General features: G+C 43.2%; 14 protein-coding genes and 2 pseudogenes. 4 read left to right on the forward strand and 12 right to left on the reverse strand.

The annotated features are described in order from the left end of the window. Positions 1-33 precede the first annotated feature (33 nt). Entirely contained in the window at positions 34-642 is a 609-nt protein-coding gene (locus FFV08_07480; GenBank protein ID QLB52458.1) for a TetR/AcrR family transcriptional regulator, read from the reverse strand. Positions 643-751: 109 nt separating this feature from the next. Between FFV08_07480 and FFV08_07485 the strand changes: the two genes are divergently transcribed. Further along, the gene (locus FFV08_07485; GenBank protein ID QLB52459.1) at positions 752-1462 is read left to right on the forward strand and encodes a hypothetical protein; all 711 of its coding nucleotides are present in this window, start codon (positions 752-754) and stop codon (positions 1460-1462) included. A gap of 91 nt (positions 1463-1553) precedes the next feature. Here FFV08_07485 and FFV08_07490 read toward each other — a convergent pair whose 3' ends face one another. Further along, positions 1554-2591, reverse strand: a complete 1038-nt coding sequence (locus FFV08_07490; protein ID QLB52460.1) for a zinc-binding dehydrogenase — start codon at positions 2589-2591, stop codon at positions 1554-1556. 96 nt (positions 2592-2687) lie between these two features. On the opposite strand from FFV08_07490, the pseudogene FFV08_07495 reads away from it, so the two are divergent. Continuing rightward, positions 2688-2759, forward strand: a pseudogene (locus FFV08_07495) (NUDIX hydrolase). A 163-nt stretch (positions 2760-2922) separates the two neighbouring features. Here the strand turns inward: FFV08_07495 and FFV08_07500 are convergent. After that, complete coding sequence (locus FFV08_07500) at positions 2923-3351, reverse strand: hypothetical protein (GenBank protein ID QLB52461.1); 429 nt, start codon at positions 3349-3351, stop codon at positions 2923-2925. 233 nt (positions 3352-3584) lie between these two features. Between FFV08_07500 and FFV08_07505 the strand changes: the two genes are divergently transcribed. Then, positions 3585-4052: a GNAT family N-acetyltransferase gene (locus tag FFV08_07505; GenBank protein ID QLB52462.1), complete on the forward strand. Its 468-nt coding sequence runs from the start codon at positions 3585-3587 to the stop codon at positions 4050-4052. A gap of 113 nt (positions 4053-4165) precedes the next feature. Continuing rightward, on the forward strand, positions 4166-5329 hold the full coding sequence (locus FFV08_07510) for a cobalamin-independent methionine synthase II family protein (protein QLB52463.1): 1164 nt from the start codon (positions 4166-4168) through the stop codon (positions 5327-5329). Positions 5330-5466: 137 nt separating this feature from the next. Here FFV08_07510 and FFV08_07515 read toward each other — a convergent pair whose 3' ends face one another. From FFV08_07515 to FFV08_07555, 9 genes and pseudogenes are all read right to left on the reverse strand, one after another. Then, complete coding sequence (locus FFV08_07515; GenBank protein QLB52464.1) at positions 5467-5859, reverse strand: DUF1722 domain-containing protein; 393 nt, start codon at positions 5857-5859, stop codon at positions 5467-5469. A gap of 184 nt (positions 5860-6043) precedes the next feature. Next, a complete protein-coding gene (locus tag FFV08_07520; protein QLB52465.1) occupies positions 6044-8449 on the reverse strand; it encodes a phenylalanine--tRNA ligase subunit beta in 2406 nt (801 codons plus the stop codon). A 149-nt stretch (positions 8450-8598) separates the two neighbouring features. After that, positions 8599-9107: pseudogene (locus tag FFV08_07525) on the reverse strand (GNAT family N-acetyltransferase). Positions 9108-9156: 49 nt separating this feature from the next. Beyond that, complete coding sequence (gene pheS / locus FFV08_07530) at positions 9157-10203, reverse strand: phenylalanine--tRNA ligase subunit alpha (protein ID QLB52466.1); 1047 nt, start codon at positions 10201-10203, stop codon at positions 9157-9159. 282 nt (positions 10204-10485) lie between these two features. Beyond that, complete coding sequence (locus FFV08_07535; GenBank protein ID QLB52467.1) at positions 10486-11226, reverse strand: ABC transporter permease; 741 nt, start codon at positions 11224-11226, stop codon at positions 10486-10488. Further along, positions 11217-11948: an ABC transporter ATP-binding protein gene (locus FFV08_07540; GenBank protein ID QLB52468.1), complete on the reverse strand. Its 732-nt coding sequence runs from the start codon at positions 11946-11948 to the stop codon at positions 11217-11219. Before FFV08_07540 ends, FFV08_07535 begins: the two co-directional genes overlap by 10 nt. 238 nt (positions 11949-12186) lie before the next feature. Further along, on the reverse strand, positions 12187-12486 hold the full coding sequence (locus FFV08_07545) for an AbrB/MazE/SpoVT family DNA-binding domain-containing protein (GenBank protein ID QLB52469.1): 300 nt from the start codon (positions 12484-12486) through the stop codon (positions 12187-12189). 111 nt (positions 12487-12597) lie between these two features. After that, positions 12598-13605, reverse strand: a complete 1008-nt coding sequence (locus FFV08_07550; protein QLB52470.1) for an ABC transporter substrate-binding protein — start codon at positions 13603-13605, stop codon at positions 12598-12600. 493 nt (positions 13606-14098) lie between these two features. Next, positions 14099-15298, reverse strand: a complete 1200-nt coding sequence (locus FFV08_07555; protein QLB53287.1) for a hypothetical protein — start codon at positions 15296-15298, stop codon at positions 14099-14101. Positions 15299-15322 lie beyond the last annotated feature (24 nt).

Consider the following 15322-nt stretch of genomic DNA (forward strand, 5'->3'; position numbering starts at 1 on the left):
ACCATAAAGAAACAAACTGGAAAAACTATCCTGTCAATCCCCCTGCATATGCTCTCTGACAAAACCTGCTAAACCAACAGCGGTCACTCTAGTATGAAAATCACTCATTTGCTGAACCTGATAACAAGGATGAGCCAGCCAGTAAGTCAGAGTTCCCATAAAGGACGCGGCTTGATGATTCAGGAGCAAATCCGCTTCTATCTCCTCTAAATGTGGATCAGCCAAGGAAATACTCTGCGAGAAAATCTCCCTCAGAGCTTCCTGCAACCGCCGCGAACTAGTTGGACTGCCATTTGGACCCAAAAGAATGGCCAAGTCTTCCAAGTAAGGCTCAAAAAAATGAAAAAGGTTTTGTTTCTCATGGATATAGTCTTCCACTTTAAAATCCTTTTCTAACTTGAACAAGCAGGCAGATTCTAGAGCCTCTTGATAATAGACCTCCAAATCACCTAGCAAGCGGTCTTCTATCTTCTCCAGCAAATCATATTTATCCAGATAATGCCGATAAAAAGTACTGCGATTCACCTCTGCCAAATCAATAAGCTGACGAATACTGATAGTCTCAAAAGTCTGCTCTTTCATCAGCTGCAGCAAGCTAGTCTCTATCTGCTTCTCTGTCTTTCTTATTTTTTTCTCATACATGCCATTCACCTCAAAATGCAACAGTCTCTCTAAAATTGATGCTTGTATGCTATCCAGCTCCCACTATATAATAAATATAAGTAGAAGACAAGAACAAGAGGATTAAATAATGAAGATTATTATCAATCAAAAAGAAGTCAGTCAAGAAAGAATTGAGCAATGGCGGAAGAAGAGAATCCATAAAGCAGCTAAGATACTTAATCTACAGCTGCCTAATACTGACAACAAGGAGATTTTAGACCAAGCCCTACTGGAAGCAAAAATGAAGCTGACATACGAAGAGCTAATCCAGCAAATCGGAACTAAACTCAAATGGAGCCAATATTTGATGAAATGGGCGGCCAAATGGTCCAAGAAACCTAGAAAAAGAGCTATCATCACGATTTTTGCAAGTGGACTGACTGCTGCTTCTTTCAGTAAAAAGCTAGAAAAAACAGATGCTCATAAAAGCGTCAACCTTGGTGCCTGCCCAGACCATTATGCCTTGCAGCCCCACGGCAGCAAACTTGAAGTCATTGAGACTGCAGGAAACAGTCCACTGCCAACACAGTTTTTTCTCGACCTTGGTGGCGAAGCTGAGATAGAGGAGCCTCGTGATGCGTCTTATCCCTTCCAAACTGTCGGTGCCGCCAGTCTAGTGAATGGTTGCAATATCGGTGGAATTCGCCATCAGTTTCGCGACACAGAAAAAGGCCTAGAAGCCCGATTCTGCGTCGAATTTCCCAGCCTTTGTCCAGACAGACTTATCAAAGAACACCAGCTCCATCTGGCCGCCGAATGGTCAAGATGGATAACTTGGTGCAAAGAGCAAAAAGAATGAATTTCCTTTCATGAAAAGAACTATCAAGCTATGCAAAAACAGCCCACTGCCATCTTAAAGAGACCGCAGCAAGGCTGTTTTTCATCTACACCTAATCAAAGACAATCATGGACTTAATAGTCTTGCGTTCATCCATGTCCCTATAAGCTTGGTCAATATCATCCAGTCTGTACTCACTTGTAAAGACCTTGCCTGGATTAATATCACCATCAAGAACTGCCTTGAGCAAGATTTGCTTGTCGTAAGTCGTGACAGAGGCCGCACCGCCTGCCACTGTAATATTTTGAGCAAAGGTAGAACCAAGAGCTCGGTTATTATAGTGAGGCACACCGACAAAGCCTAAGCGACCACCGTTGTGAAGGACTCCCAGAGCTTGATCAACAGCTGCTTCTGTTCCAACACATTCCAAAGCTGCATCTGCCCCGCCACCTAGAATCTCACGTACTTTGGCAATTCCTTCTTCGCCGCGTTCTGCAACAACAGCTGTCGCACCTGACTCTAAAGCCATCTTTTGTCGATCTTCATGACGGCTCATGAGAACGATTTGGGAAGCACCACGCATTTTAGCCGCAATAACAGCGCATTGTCCAACAGCTCCGTCACCAATCACGACCACCTTATCACCAGGCTTAACATCTGCCACTCGTGCAGCATGATAACCAGTTGGCATGACATCAGCCAGTGTCAAGAGTGATTTGAGCATTCCTTCCGTATAATCAGAAGGCTGACCCGGAATTTTGATAAGAGCCCAGTTAGCAAATTCGAAGCGCATATATTCTGCTTGTACCCCGTCTGACCAGTTGTTACCAATATGAGAATCACAGGTGCCATCAAATCCTGCTCGGCAGGCATCACATTGCCCGCATCCATGAGTAAATGGCGCAATAACAAAATCGCCAGGTTTTACAGTTGTCACTGCATCTCCAATTTCTTCGACAATTCCAATCGCTTCATGCCCACTATTTTGATGGCCTGCTTCAATATCTGGACTGCGGTAGCGCCATAGGTCAGAGCCACAGACACAGGTCCGAACAATCCGAATAATGGCATCATCTGCCTCAATGATTTGCGGACGATCAATCTCAGTCAGTCCAACTTGACCAGCTTTTGTATAAACTGCCAATTTCATCGTTTCTTCTCCTTTGATATCTTTATAGTAACTATTATACAACTTAGAGTACCCTTCAAGTCAAATTTTTGACATCATTTAAGATAAAATTCTTATAAAAAAGAGAGTGGGACAGAAATCGGTAATTCGTTAGAATTCGATTTCGTCGTCCCACCTCCGCACAGTTGAGTAGGGCTGTAAAAGCTGATGAAATCAGCGTAGTAGAGCCCACTCAACCACTGCGTCTTGCTCGACAATCCAAAGACAATTGAGAGGCTAGGACTTTTGTCCCAGCCTCTAGTTTGATTTCCTCACTGCTCCTCCTGTTGTTCAGACCAGATTGAGAAGCGCTTTACTGCTTGGTAAAGGTCAGAGTGTCTGGATCATCGTCCAATTCGTCCACAATCAGCTGATTGCCATTTTGGCGGTAACTTTTGACATCATCGCCAACTGTCAGACTTTGATTAGCACTATCTACTTGTACCTGCCTGGTTTCCTTACTGCCATCAACCTCAGTCTCAGTCCAAGTACCAGTCGTACCATTGATTTCCAGGACATGCTGGTCACCATCATGGTCGGTTGCTTGGTAGCGCCCGTCTAGATTAGTAGCCTGCCCTGCAGCTGATGATGACGAAGACTGATTAGAAGAAGAGGCAGCTGATGATGACGAAGACTGATTCTGCGTAGATTGTGATGAACTAGTATTGCCTGAGCAAGCAGCTAATAGGACTGCTGCTGTCAGAGATAGAATTCCGATAAAGGCTTTTTTTGTAATAGCCATATTTTTTTCTCCTTTTTCCTACATTTGTAGTTTATACTTATATTCTACACTTGTCTGTTCCATCTGTCAAGAAAAATGGTTTTTATTATAAGGAAATACACCTTTCCGAAATCATTCACTCTGACTGACCTTTGCTATTCAGACGCTACTTGTTCTGTTAGTCTTTCCGAGCTCTCTTGACAAAATAGTTCCCTGTCGTATAATGTTTCTATAAAAGATGAATGGAGAAAATTATGCCAATCAGAAAAGCTCAAGTCAGCGATATTCCTGCACTACAAGAACTCCTCCAGCAAATCCTGCTTGTCCATCATCAAGCTCGGCCGGATATTTTCAAGGCCAAAGGCAGTAAGTTTAGCAATGAAGAGCTAGAGAAGATTCTGGGACAAGAGTCCACCCCTATTTTCGTCTTTGAGAATGAAACTGGAGACGTCCTGGGCCATCTCTTCTGCTCCATCAAGCAGCCTGTCAGTCCGGTACTCAATCCCATCAAGACACTTTTTATTGAGGATTTATGTGTAGATGAGAAAGCCAGAGGGCAAAAGGTTGGCGAGCAGCTTTACCGCTTTGCGGAAGACTATGCTCGGAAAATCGGCTGCTATAATCTGACTCTCAATGTTTGGAACGACAATGTCGGAGCCCTGCGTTTCTATGAGCGATTAGGGCTTCAGGCTCAGGAAACTGTGATGGAGAAGATACTTTGATTTGAGAGAACAATTTCAGGAAGCGCTAGCAATAGTTTTGGGCTATACCCTACCAGCAGAATTAACTATTTTATTTGCTGAGAAATTTTCGATACAATGGATCATAATCCCTAATGAAAGTGAGAAATCTTATGACAAAATCAAAATTTCAACTGGTTGGTTCACTTCTGCGCCCAGAAAATCTGCGCCAGTATAAAACAGAAATTGAGCACCGCGATGATATTCAATACCCCTTCTACGACAGCTTTCCAGGCTACCATGAGACGGAGACTGCTGACATCAAGGAGATTGTTGCTGAGCAAAAGTCTAAGGGAATTGACATCCTGACGGATGGGGAATACTCCAAGTCTATGTGGCATCTGGACTTTGTCTGGGGACTTAAGGGAATCGAGCGCTACATTGCTGACCACGGCTATACCTTCAAGGACCACGACGGCGGGCAATATGAGACTCGGAAAGATATTGGTATCCGCATCACAGCACCACTCTCTGGTAAAAATCATCACTTCATTGAGATTTATAAGCTTGTCAAGGAAGAGGCTGCTGGTGAAGATACCAAGCTGACTGTCTGGGGACCTGCCCATGCTTATACTGAGTTAGCCGTCTTTGACCGCTTGGCTGGACCAGGACAAGTTTATGAGACCAATGAAGACTTGAAAAAAGGCTTGATTCAAGCTTATAAGGAATTTTTGGACGACTATAAGGCTGCTGGCGGACAGATTATCCAGTTTGACGACTGCCTCTGGGAACTCTTTGACGAGTCCAACCCTGCTAGCTTCTATACAGAGGGCAATGCCAGTCTGGCTGACCTGGCAGACGAGTTTGTCGCTATTAATAACGAAGTCGTAGACTACGCTCATGAGCTAGGACTGACTGTCTGGACCCACAACTGCCGTGGCAACTACGAAAGCCGCTCTGCTGCTGAGGGTACCTACGAAGCTATCGCGGAAAAATTCCTGCGCGACCAACACTATGATCGCTACTTCCTAGAGTGGGACAGCGATGTAGCTGGTGATGTATCAGCTCTAGCAGCTTTGAAGGACAAGAATGCGGAAGTCGTTTTAGGACTGCTCTCCAGTAAGACGACGGGCTTGGATGACGAAAAGCGTGTCCTAGACCTGCTCGAGAAAGCAGCAACCGTTCTACCGAAAGAGCGTCTCCTACTCTCCCACCAATGTGGCTTCGCCTCTTGTGACTCTGGAAACGAACTCACCATTGAGCAACAATGGGCAAAAATCAAACAAGGCCAAGCAATCGCCCAAAAATTCTGGGGATAATAAGCAAAAAAAGCGGTGCGACCGCTTTTTTCTATGCTTTTAAAGTCAATTTGGGGCTGCATTGGATCTCTTTGATAATAGCTAGCATTAGCCTCAAAGCTACTAAAGTAACAATTTCTCCCCTTAATTTCAGTTCCTCATGCTTCATCCCCAAATAACAAAGTCGACTGCTGCAGATAAGGATTGGGATACTTGACTAGCAGGTCCTTTACAGCTCTTACCAAGTCTTTTTGCTCAGCCTGGCCGGATTGGTAACGAAGCAAAAGATACATAAAATCTTCTTTTTCAGTCGTACTGGCTTTTTTCTTAAAATAGCCCCAAACATGCTGAAAGGCATTGCTGACCTGACCGCGATTTTCAGGCAGGGCTATCGCCTGATCAATCAAGTCTTGAACATGTGCTGCTTCCACCGAGTCACTTTTTAGATATTGGCGGATATCCAGATAGATCTTACTGGAATGACTGAGAACCAGATATTTATTTCTAGCCCAAAGAGTCTGACATTGGGAGATTTGGTTTGAATTTTCCATGATTACTTTCCCTACTGATTTTCAATTTCGAATTCTTCTCGTTTCGTCTACATCTTTGCTCGCATCCTAGTAATTAGCTTGCCCAGATAGAAAGCCAAGCGAAACTGTAAATCAACAATGATTTGAATAGGAGTTCGAAGAGTACTAATCAAAATCCCCAATCACATGACTGGGGAATAGTTCATTAGCGAACTTCTGCACCAAGTTTTTCGGTCAGAGATTTTTGGATTTTTTCCATGTATTTAGCCACTTCTTCGTCAGTCAGGCTAGCTTCTGGATTTTGGAAAGTCAGGCTGTAGGCCATGGATTTAAGGCCGACACCCAGCTTGTCCCCAGAGAAGATATCAAAGAGCTTAATATCTGTCAAGCGCTTAACACCAGCTGCTTGTATTGCATCAAGAACCTCTTGGTGAGTGATTTCTGCTTTGAGCAAGAGGGCCACATCCCGGCTGACAGCTGGGAATTTAGTGATTTCTGTAAATGGCTGTGCTGGCTGGAGCTGCTCTTCGATAGCAGACAGATTGAGCTCAGCCACATAAGTTTCAGGAATATCGTAAGCCTTGGCTGTCGCAGGATGGACTTGGCCGACAAAGCCGACAGGCTGGCCATTGATAGAGATTAAAGCAGTCCGACCAGGATGCAAACTCTTAATCTGGTTGCTAGCCGCGTATTCAGCTGTCAAGCCCAACTTAGCAAAGAGTGCTTCCACTACACCCTTAGCATAGAAGAAATCAACTGCTACTGGCTTGGTCTGGAAGTTTTTTTCATTAACCAGACCTGTCAAAGCAAAGGCAAAGCTATTGATTTCATTTGGCAGTTCTTCCTTAGGATTACCGGTCTGCTCAAAGACTTTTCCAATCTCATAGAGAGCTAGATTCTTATTTTTACGAGCTACATTGTAGGCTAGGGAGTCCAAAATGCCAGAAACCATGTTCTGACGAAGAACGGAGCGCTCCACTGTCATGGGCCACATGAGCTCAGTCAAGTTGCTAGGATTGAGAGTAAACTCAACCGCTTTTTCTGGCGTCGTCAGCGCATAGGTGATGATTTCTGTCAGCCCAGCTCCTTCTGCTAAGGTCCGTACTTGACGGCGCAGTTGCTGCGTTGCAGTCAATTCACCAGCAGTCCCGTCATCTTTTGGCAGGCTAGCTGGTAATTTGTCATAGCCGTAAATGCGGGCAATTTCTTCATAGAGGTCCGCTTCAATTGAAATATCCCAACGACGGCGAGGGACACTGACAGTGAACTGTTCAGCATTTCCTGACAAGCCAAAGCCAAGTCTGCGGAAGACATCCACAATATCTGTATAAAGCAAGTCTGTTCCCAGCACACGGTTGACATCCGCGAGACTAGACACTACTTCTACATCACTAGTGTCTAAGCTACCAGCGGATACGATCCCAGCCTGAACAGTTGCACCTGCCAAGTCCGCAATCATACTTGCTGCCGCGTCCAAAGCTTCATTGACAGTTGCTACATTGATGCCTTTTTCAAAGCGGGAAGATGATTCAGAACGAAGGTTAAGTCGACCGCTGGTCTTGCGGATTGATTTACCATCAAAAACAGCCGCCTCCAGAACAACACGAGTGGACTGGCCAGAGATTTCAGTCGCTGCTCCGCCCATGACACCAGCCAAAGCCACTGGCTTATCTGCCACAGTAATGACTAGGTCGCTAACTTCCAGCTCGCGCTCTTCGCCGTCCAGTGTCACCAGTTTTTCACCAGCACGCGCTTCCCGCACGACAATCTGGTCACCCTCAAAAGTATCCAAATCAAAAGCATGCATAGGCTGACCAAAGTAGAGCAGGATGTAGTTGGTCACGTCCACTACATTGTTAATCGGACGGATTCCTTCGTTCATGAGGAGATTTTGCAACCACTGAGGACTTGGTGCAATGGTGACATTTTCCAAGATACGAGCTGCGTAATAAGGGGCTTTCTCTGTCTCAAGGGCTACTGAAAGACTGTCAGCTGCCTGCTTCTCATTTTCCACCAGCGGAAAATCTTTGGAATGTACTGATTTGTCATAGATTGCAGCCACTTCATGAGCCACCCCACGCATAGACAGAGCATCTGCCCGGTTTGGGGTGATAGAAAGCTCGATAATCTCATCGTCCAAGTCCAGATAAGAGAAGACTTCCTCACCTGGCACTGCTTCTTCAGGCAGGATTTGAATGCCATCCGCAAATTCCTTTGGCACAACAGAATCAGAAATACCCAGCTCACCCAGAGAGCAGATCATGCCCAGTGACTCCAAGCCACGGATTTTCCCTTTTTTAATCTTATAATTGTCGGCAATGCGAGCACCCGGCAGAGCCACCATGACCTTGATGCCTGCGCGAATATTTGGAGCACCGCAGACAATCTGACGGTTCTCCTCTTCTCCGACATTGACTTGACAAACATGCAGGTGGGTATCAGGAACATCCTCACACGATACCACCTCACCAACGACAATTTTTGACAGGCCAGCGGCTGGTGATGTCACACCTTCCACCTCAATTCCTGTCGTTGACATTTTCTCAGCCAGCTCAGTGCTCGCAACATCAATGTCTACTAACTCTTTTAACCACTTATAACTTACTAGCATATTTAAGATATTAAGACCGGCTAATTGCCAAGGCAATTGGTAAAAGCGACCAAATTTTAGGGATTTGTCTGAAATCCTGATTTCAGAAACAAATCATCTAAATTTTAAGCTTTTAGGTCGTATCATTTCCTCTCTTTAAATTTTCTTATTTATTTCAATTTCTTGCGCAGCAGCCAGTCTGTGTCTACTGTCTCACCAGTGACATAGTCGTGCTGGCTGAATTTTTCAAAGCCGTATTTGAAGTAAAAATCTTGAGCTCTAAAATTCTTTCCCAGACGCCCAGCCAGACCCAGTCAAAGCCTCGTTTCTCGGCTTCTTCCAAGGCAAATTCAAACATCTCCTTGCCCAAGCCTTGACCATGATAGGCTTTCAAGACATAGATTCGCTGAACCTCAAAGGCTTGTGGCAGTTCTTGCTCTGTTTGAGCCTGTCCCCAGTTAAACTTGAGAAAACCAGCAATTTCACCGTCTTTGACAACAAAATAGGTCTCTGACTCAGGGTCTGCCAGTTCCTTTTCGATAGTTGCAAGCGACAGCTCATTGTCAAAATAATGAGCCATATCAGCTTCCTTGATAAATGGACCAAAGGTTTCTTGATAGGTTGCGACTTCCAACTCTCGCAGGATGCTCGCTTCTTCTTTCTTGACTCTGACTAGCATACTGCACTCCTTTCTCAGAAAAGCTGTATCTATGAATATAGGTTTCTACTTAAAACTGCTGAGAAAAACGAATATCTCCTTGGTAGAATCCACGAATGTCGTTGATGCCGTAGCGGAGCATAGCTACCCGCTCTTGGCCAAGACCAAAGGCAAATCCAGAGTATTTCTCTGCATCAATGCCGCTCATTTCCAACACGCGCGGATGCACCATACCAGCTCCCATAATCTCAATCCAGCCAGTCTTCTTGCAGACATTACAGCCGGCACCGCCACACTTAAAGCAGGAAACATCCACTTCAACAGACGGCTCTGTGAATGGGAAGTAAGACGGACGCAGACGGATACTGCGATCTTCGCCAAACATCTTCTGGACGATCAGCTGCAGCGTTCCTTGCAGGTTTGCCATGGAAATATTTTCTCCAACTACCAAGCCTTCAATCTGATGGAACTGGTGGGAGTGAGTCGCATCATCAGTATCCCGACGGAAGACACGTCCTGGTGAGATCATCTTGAGTGGCCCTTTAGAAAAGTCATGAGCGTCCATAGCTCGCGCCTGTACCGGACTGGTGTGGGTTCTGAGCAGAATCTCCTCTGTAATGTAGAAAGTGTCCTGCATATCCCGTGCTGGGTGGTCCTTAGGCAGATTCATCCGCTCAAAGTTGTAATAGTCCTTTTCCACTTCAAAGCCGTCCACGACCTGATAGCCCATCCCGATGAAGATATCTTCAATTTCTTCACTAGTTTGGCTAAGAATATGACGGTTCCCAACCGGAATTTGACGGCCTGGCAGGGTCACATCTAAGGATTCCTCAGCCAGTTTCAGAGCTACTAATTGCTCTTCCATCTCTTGAGCAGCCTTCTCAAAGGCTGCTGTCAGGATATCACGCGCTTCATTGACGTGCTTTCCGATAATCGGCCGCATTTCAGCTGAGATATCCTTCATTCCTTTCAGGACTTCAGTCAGCGAACCCTTCTTACCCAAGACTGCTACACGCAAGTCCTGCAGTTCCTTTTGATTCTCAGCCTTGAGCTGCTTGAGAGAAGCTAGAGTCTCTTCACGCAGGCTTTTCAGTTGTTCTTCAATCGTTTTCGTCATTTTCCCTCCAAAATAAAAAGCGCGTCAATCTCCATAAGCGGAGCGTTGACACGCGGTACCATCCGTTTTTTATCTGGCAAGCCAGACCTCACTTATCAATCCTAGAGCAAGTGAATTCGCCTAGCTTTCATCTAGAGAGCTTTCAGTCGATGGCTCCCCTCCCTGTTAAACTTCCCCTAGGTTACTAGTCTTGCGGATTGCTATTTAGTTATATTTCATTCTAACAGATTTCTAAACATTTCGCAAGCTAATCCGGCTGATTTTCACGCTTGAATGGAAGCCTTAGCCTTTCATCCTCTTTTTGAAAATCCAGACAGAAGGGATAAAGAATAGGAAAGCATAGATCAGAACCCAAAACAGATGAGGCAAAATCGAATTCAAATCTTGAGCCAATGCCAACTGAACAGCCTTTGCTGCATGGACAAATGGCAAGGCATTGCAAAATGCTTCAAAGCCACCTCCTATCATCTCAATCGGAAGCACTGCTCCACTGAGAAAAACCGTGGCATTGACAAGAATAGTTCCAAAACCACTGACTGCATTACTGCTAGAGAAAGCTGAGCCTAAAAGCAAGCCTAAGGAAATAAAGAACAGAGCTACTGGGATCAAAACCAAGAGGACATAAAAAGTTCCCAGATTTAAGGATAAGCCAAAAATCATTGCAGTTGCAAAACTAGCTATGCCCTGTAAAAGAGCCAGAGGCAGAACTGGAATCGAATATCCTAAGATATAATCCACACTTCTAAGCGGTGTAGATAGGAGACGCATGAGAAAAGAACTGTTGCGATCCGTGGCCATTAAACTGCCAACAAAAATAGTTAGCCAAGAAGCACCAAATACCATCATACTAGGAGCAAAATTTTCAATGGAAAAGATAGCTGGCATCCCTTTGAGGCTCTGTTTCATAAGGGACAGGGCGATAATCAGAAAGACAGGAAAACCAATTCCCATCAGACTGCTGACATAATCACGCATGATTTCTTTGAAATTGCGCTTTGCAAAAATGAAGGCTCTCATGCTAATTCCCCTCCTTCCGTATAGGACAAAAAGGCCTCTTCAAAATCCTTCTTACCGGAAGCTTGGATAATTTCCTCTGCTGTTCCCAAAATCTGCACCACTCCCTTATCCATAATGCAAAGTCGGTCGGCCAAAGCCTCAGCTTCTTCTAGATAATGGGTGGTCAGAATCACTGTAACTTTTCCCTTTAGTTGCTCAATATTCTTCCATAACTCCCTTCTAGCCCGTACATCCAGCCCCAAGGTCGGTTCATCCAGAAACAGAATCTTGGGCTGACTGATTAGAGCCATTGCAATACTGAGCTTGCGCTGCCAGCCACCTGACAAGGACTTGGCTCGATCATGCTGCCTATCCGTCAGGTCAAATGTCTCCATCAGATGCTCTGTCTTTTGCACCGCTTCTTCCTTAGAAAATCCATATAGACGAGCAATCATCTCCAGATTTTCCTTGACTGTCAGCTTGGGAGCAACAGCTGTTTCCTGAGGTGAAACATTAATTATTTCCTTGACAGCACCTTCCTCCTTGCGAATGCTATAGCCAAGCATTAGGGCATCTCCTGCTGTCGGTTCAACTAGACAGGACAGCATCTTAATCGTTGTTGTCTTCCCCGCACCATTAGAGCCCAGCATGGCAAAGAATTCACCCTCTTCAATTTTTAGATTCAAACCATCAACAACCGTTTTTGAGCCGTATTGCTTGGTCAAATCCTGCATCTCAACTGCATACATAAGGACATCTCCTTTCATCAGATATGAGGAACTAAAAAACGAAATGTTATGTAAAGATATGACTTTGACATCTAAAGCTAGTCACAACTTACTCATTTAGCTAAAAACTAAGCTATTTTAACTCAATCTCAAAAGAGTTTGGTATAATTTGTATAACTTCTTATACTTATTATACGCCTATTCATTAGTAGTAGCAAATAAAAGCAAAAGAAAAAATCTGCTTGAGCAGATTCCTATTTTATAAATCACTTTTTGAATTTTTGTCTCCATTGAAGGTCTGATTAAATAGTTCTTCATAGAGCTCGTAACGCTGGATGGCAATACCTTGCTGGGCATCTGCAAAGAGGACCAGAGCATCCCCAGGTTGAATTTCAAACATATCTCTCACTTCTTTGGGAATGACAATCTGCCCCTTGGGGCCAACCTTGACCGATCCCATATAGCGGTTTTTTTGAATATCTTCTTCCATTCTTTCTTGACTAACTTCCTTTCCGCTTCTATCTCTTCGTAAAATCGACTGGAGCAAACTGCACTTCATTTGCTCTTCCCATTCACTTGAGCCAATTCTATTATACAACTGCGAGAAAGGTTTTACAAGAAGAGACTATCGAGAAAAAGAAGCCTGTTAAACAACAGACTCCCTTTCTTTCTATTTAATAACCTGACCTGCTTCTTTGAGGACATCTTCTGGTACAGTAATGCCAAGTTCTTTAACATTTTTGGTATTGATAACAGATTTACCTGTATCGAAAATATCTACTGCAGTGTCAGCAGGTTTAGCACCTTTAAGGATTTTCGCTGCCATTTTACCAGTCGCAACACCTAGGTCATACTGGTCTACAACGACAGAGGCAAGACCACCTTCTTCTACCATGGCCGTCGCACTTGGATAAATCGGCTTCTTAGCTTCTTTATTGCTGGACACAACTGTCGCAAAAGCTGACGCAACGGTATTATCAATTGGAATCCAGATAGCATCAACCTTGCTAGTCATGACGTTCATGGTTGATGCAATTTCATTGGTCGAAGGAACAGAGTATTCCTCTACCTTGTAGCCCGCCTCTTCAGCTAGTTTTTTGAACTCTTCTACCTGAGCTTTGGAGTTGTCTTCACTGCTAGAGTAGAGCGCACCGATAGTCTTAACATCTGGGGTCAATTTTTTAATCAACTCTAGCTGTTGCTTGGCCGGATTGTGGTCAGAGACACCTGTGATGTTGCCGCCTGGTTTGTCCAGATTTTTCACCAAATTTGCTCCGACTGGATCAGTTACAGCTCCCATAACGATAGGCTTGTCCTTAGTAGCTGCAGCCAGTCCTTGTGCAGACGGAGTCGCAATACCAATCAGCACATCATTGTCATTGGAAACCAACTGCTTGCTCATAGTAGAGACCTTGCTCTGATCGCCCTCAGCATTCATAAAGTCAATCTTAATATTGTCTCCCTTATAGCCTTCCTCAGCCAAACCATCCTGAATCCCCTTGTAAATCAAATCCAGCGAAGGGTGACTGACATACTGCAGCACACCGACCTTGACTGTCTGACTGTCACCACTAGTCTTAGTGGTGTTGCCTTTGCTGTTCAAGCTGGAATAGACAATCCCACCAATTGCCAAAACGGCCAGAAGGCCTAAGATAGTCATTAATCGTTTATTTTTCATGTTCTTCCTCCATTTCTATGTTTTATATTTTTTCTGTTTAATCCCTAGGGACGCCATCGTTTAAACATAGGTTATCTCCTTGTTTTTTTATAATAAGCAACAAAAAACCTCACACAGGTACTCTGTGTGAGGGCGTAAATCGCGGTGCCACCTCAATTATGGAAAATAGCTAATATTCCCCATATCTCTGTCTTGTCATCAAACAAGCTGCACTGTAAGGTGTGCCTACCGAATTCTTATTGTTTCAAATTCATTTTATCAATTAGCCCAATTTCGTTCATGCCCATCGCCTGCTTGCACCAACTACAGGCTCTCTAAAAGACAGTCATAAATTACTTTCTAATCAACACTATTTTAAAGTATCCTGACGAAAATGTCAAGATTAAAATCCAATTACATAATACATTGTTAATTATTCTGATATTCAAAGAATCATCTTCATTTTTTAGAATAAAAATAAAATCATCTCCAACTGTTCTCTATTAAAGCTATTTTATTTAAATACTTCAACCATCGTAAGTTCTATTTTTTTCTCAAATCTAAGAAAAGCATAATTTATAGATTCCGGACACTTAGTAGATTTATACGCTATTCCGTTATATCCTATTTCTGAACAGATTGCTGCAACAATATTGCTCATAATATATTCTATCCTAAATGACTTTGAATCCGATTTTGATGGCTGAGAAATAAGTCCATCAAAATCACTCTGTTTATCTTTCCCTCTCTTAAAAACAAAATTTATTGGAAACATTTTTAAAGTTTTACTAAGAATAAATTTAGCATATACATATTCCTTCCCTTGATCTAAAGGAACTTCTTCTTGAAGAACATCTAAGTTATTAGCACAATATAGAACACTCACTCCAATATCATTATACCTTCCATGCCCCGATACCCCATATGGAGGCTCCCATAAATTGTCATCTGACGGTAATTCGCTAATTTGATACCCAAGAGCCATAGTTCGTGTTCTAAAAATTGTTCTTCCAGAAGCTAAAGGGTAGTAACCTCCCTTTTCATACAATGACTTAATAACTTCTTCAAGTCTTAAAAAAGCTTTATTTTGAGAAACATAAAGTTTATTTTGTATATATTCATCCTTCAAGTCAACTAACTCTTCCATTGTTAATTCGTTTGCCAATAAGCTGACTTCTTTCTCTATTTCTTCAATTTCTCCATAAAACCTTTCATCAAATTCGTCTAAAGATTCTTTTGTGTAAATTTCCGAAAACTCATCAAAAAAACCATAGTCTATTTTTTCATCATAATTAGGTCCAGAACCAAAGCCACACACTGGACAGTACATAGATTTAACAATTTCATCAATGGAATCTAAATCAAATTGATCATAGATAAATTGTCCTACTTCAATTGAGGTATCTAAATCATCAATCATACCCTCAACATCATCCTCTTCATCAAAGAATCCACCATGTCGCATACTGGTAAATATTTCTGATGGTTGAGAACAAAACTGACAACCTTCAATTTTAGATGTTAGTTGCTCTCCAATAAAATGATGCAATCTTTCCATTAACTCATCATCATCAAAGTAAGATTCACTTTTCGATATTTTATTGCTACAATTTTGGCATATACTTTCTACTTCTTGGTTTACAGAAAATTCATCAAAAAGTTCTTCAAGAAAATTTCCTTTTTCTGGAGCACTTCTTACAATGTACTCTTCCACTGCTAAAATTTTTTTGAAATCATC

This window comes from Streptococcus sanguinis (assembly GCA_013378335.1).
Taxonomy (GTDB): Bacteria; Bacillota; Bacilli; order Lactobacillales; family Streptococcaceae; genus Streptococcus; species Streptococcus sanguinis_I.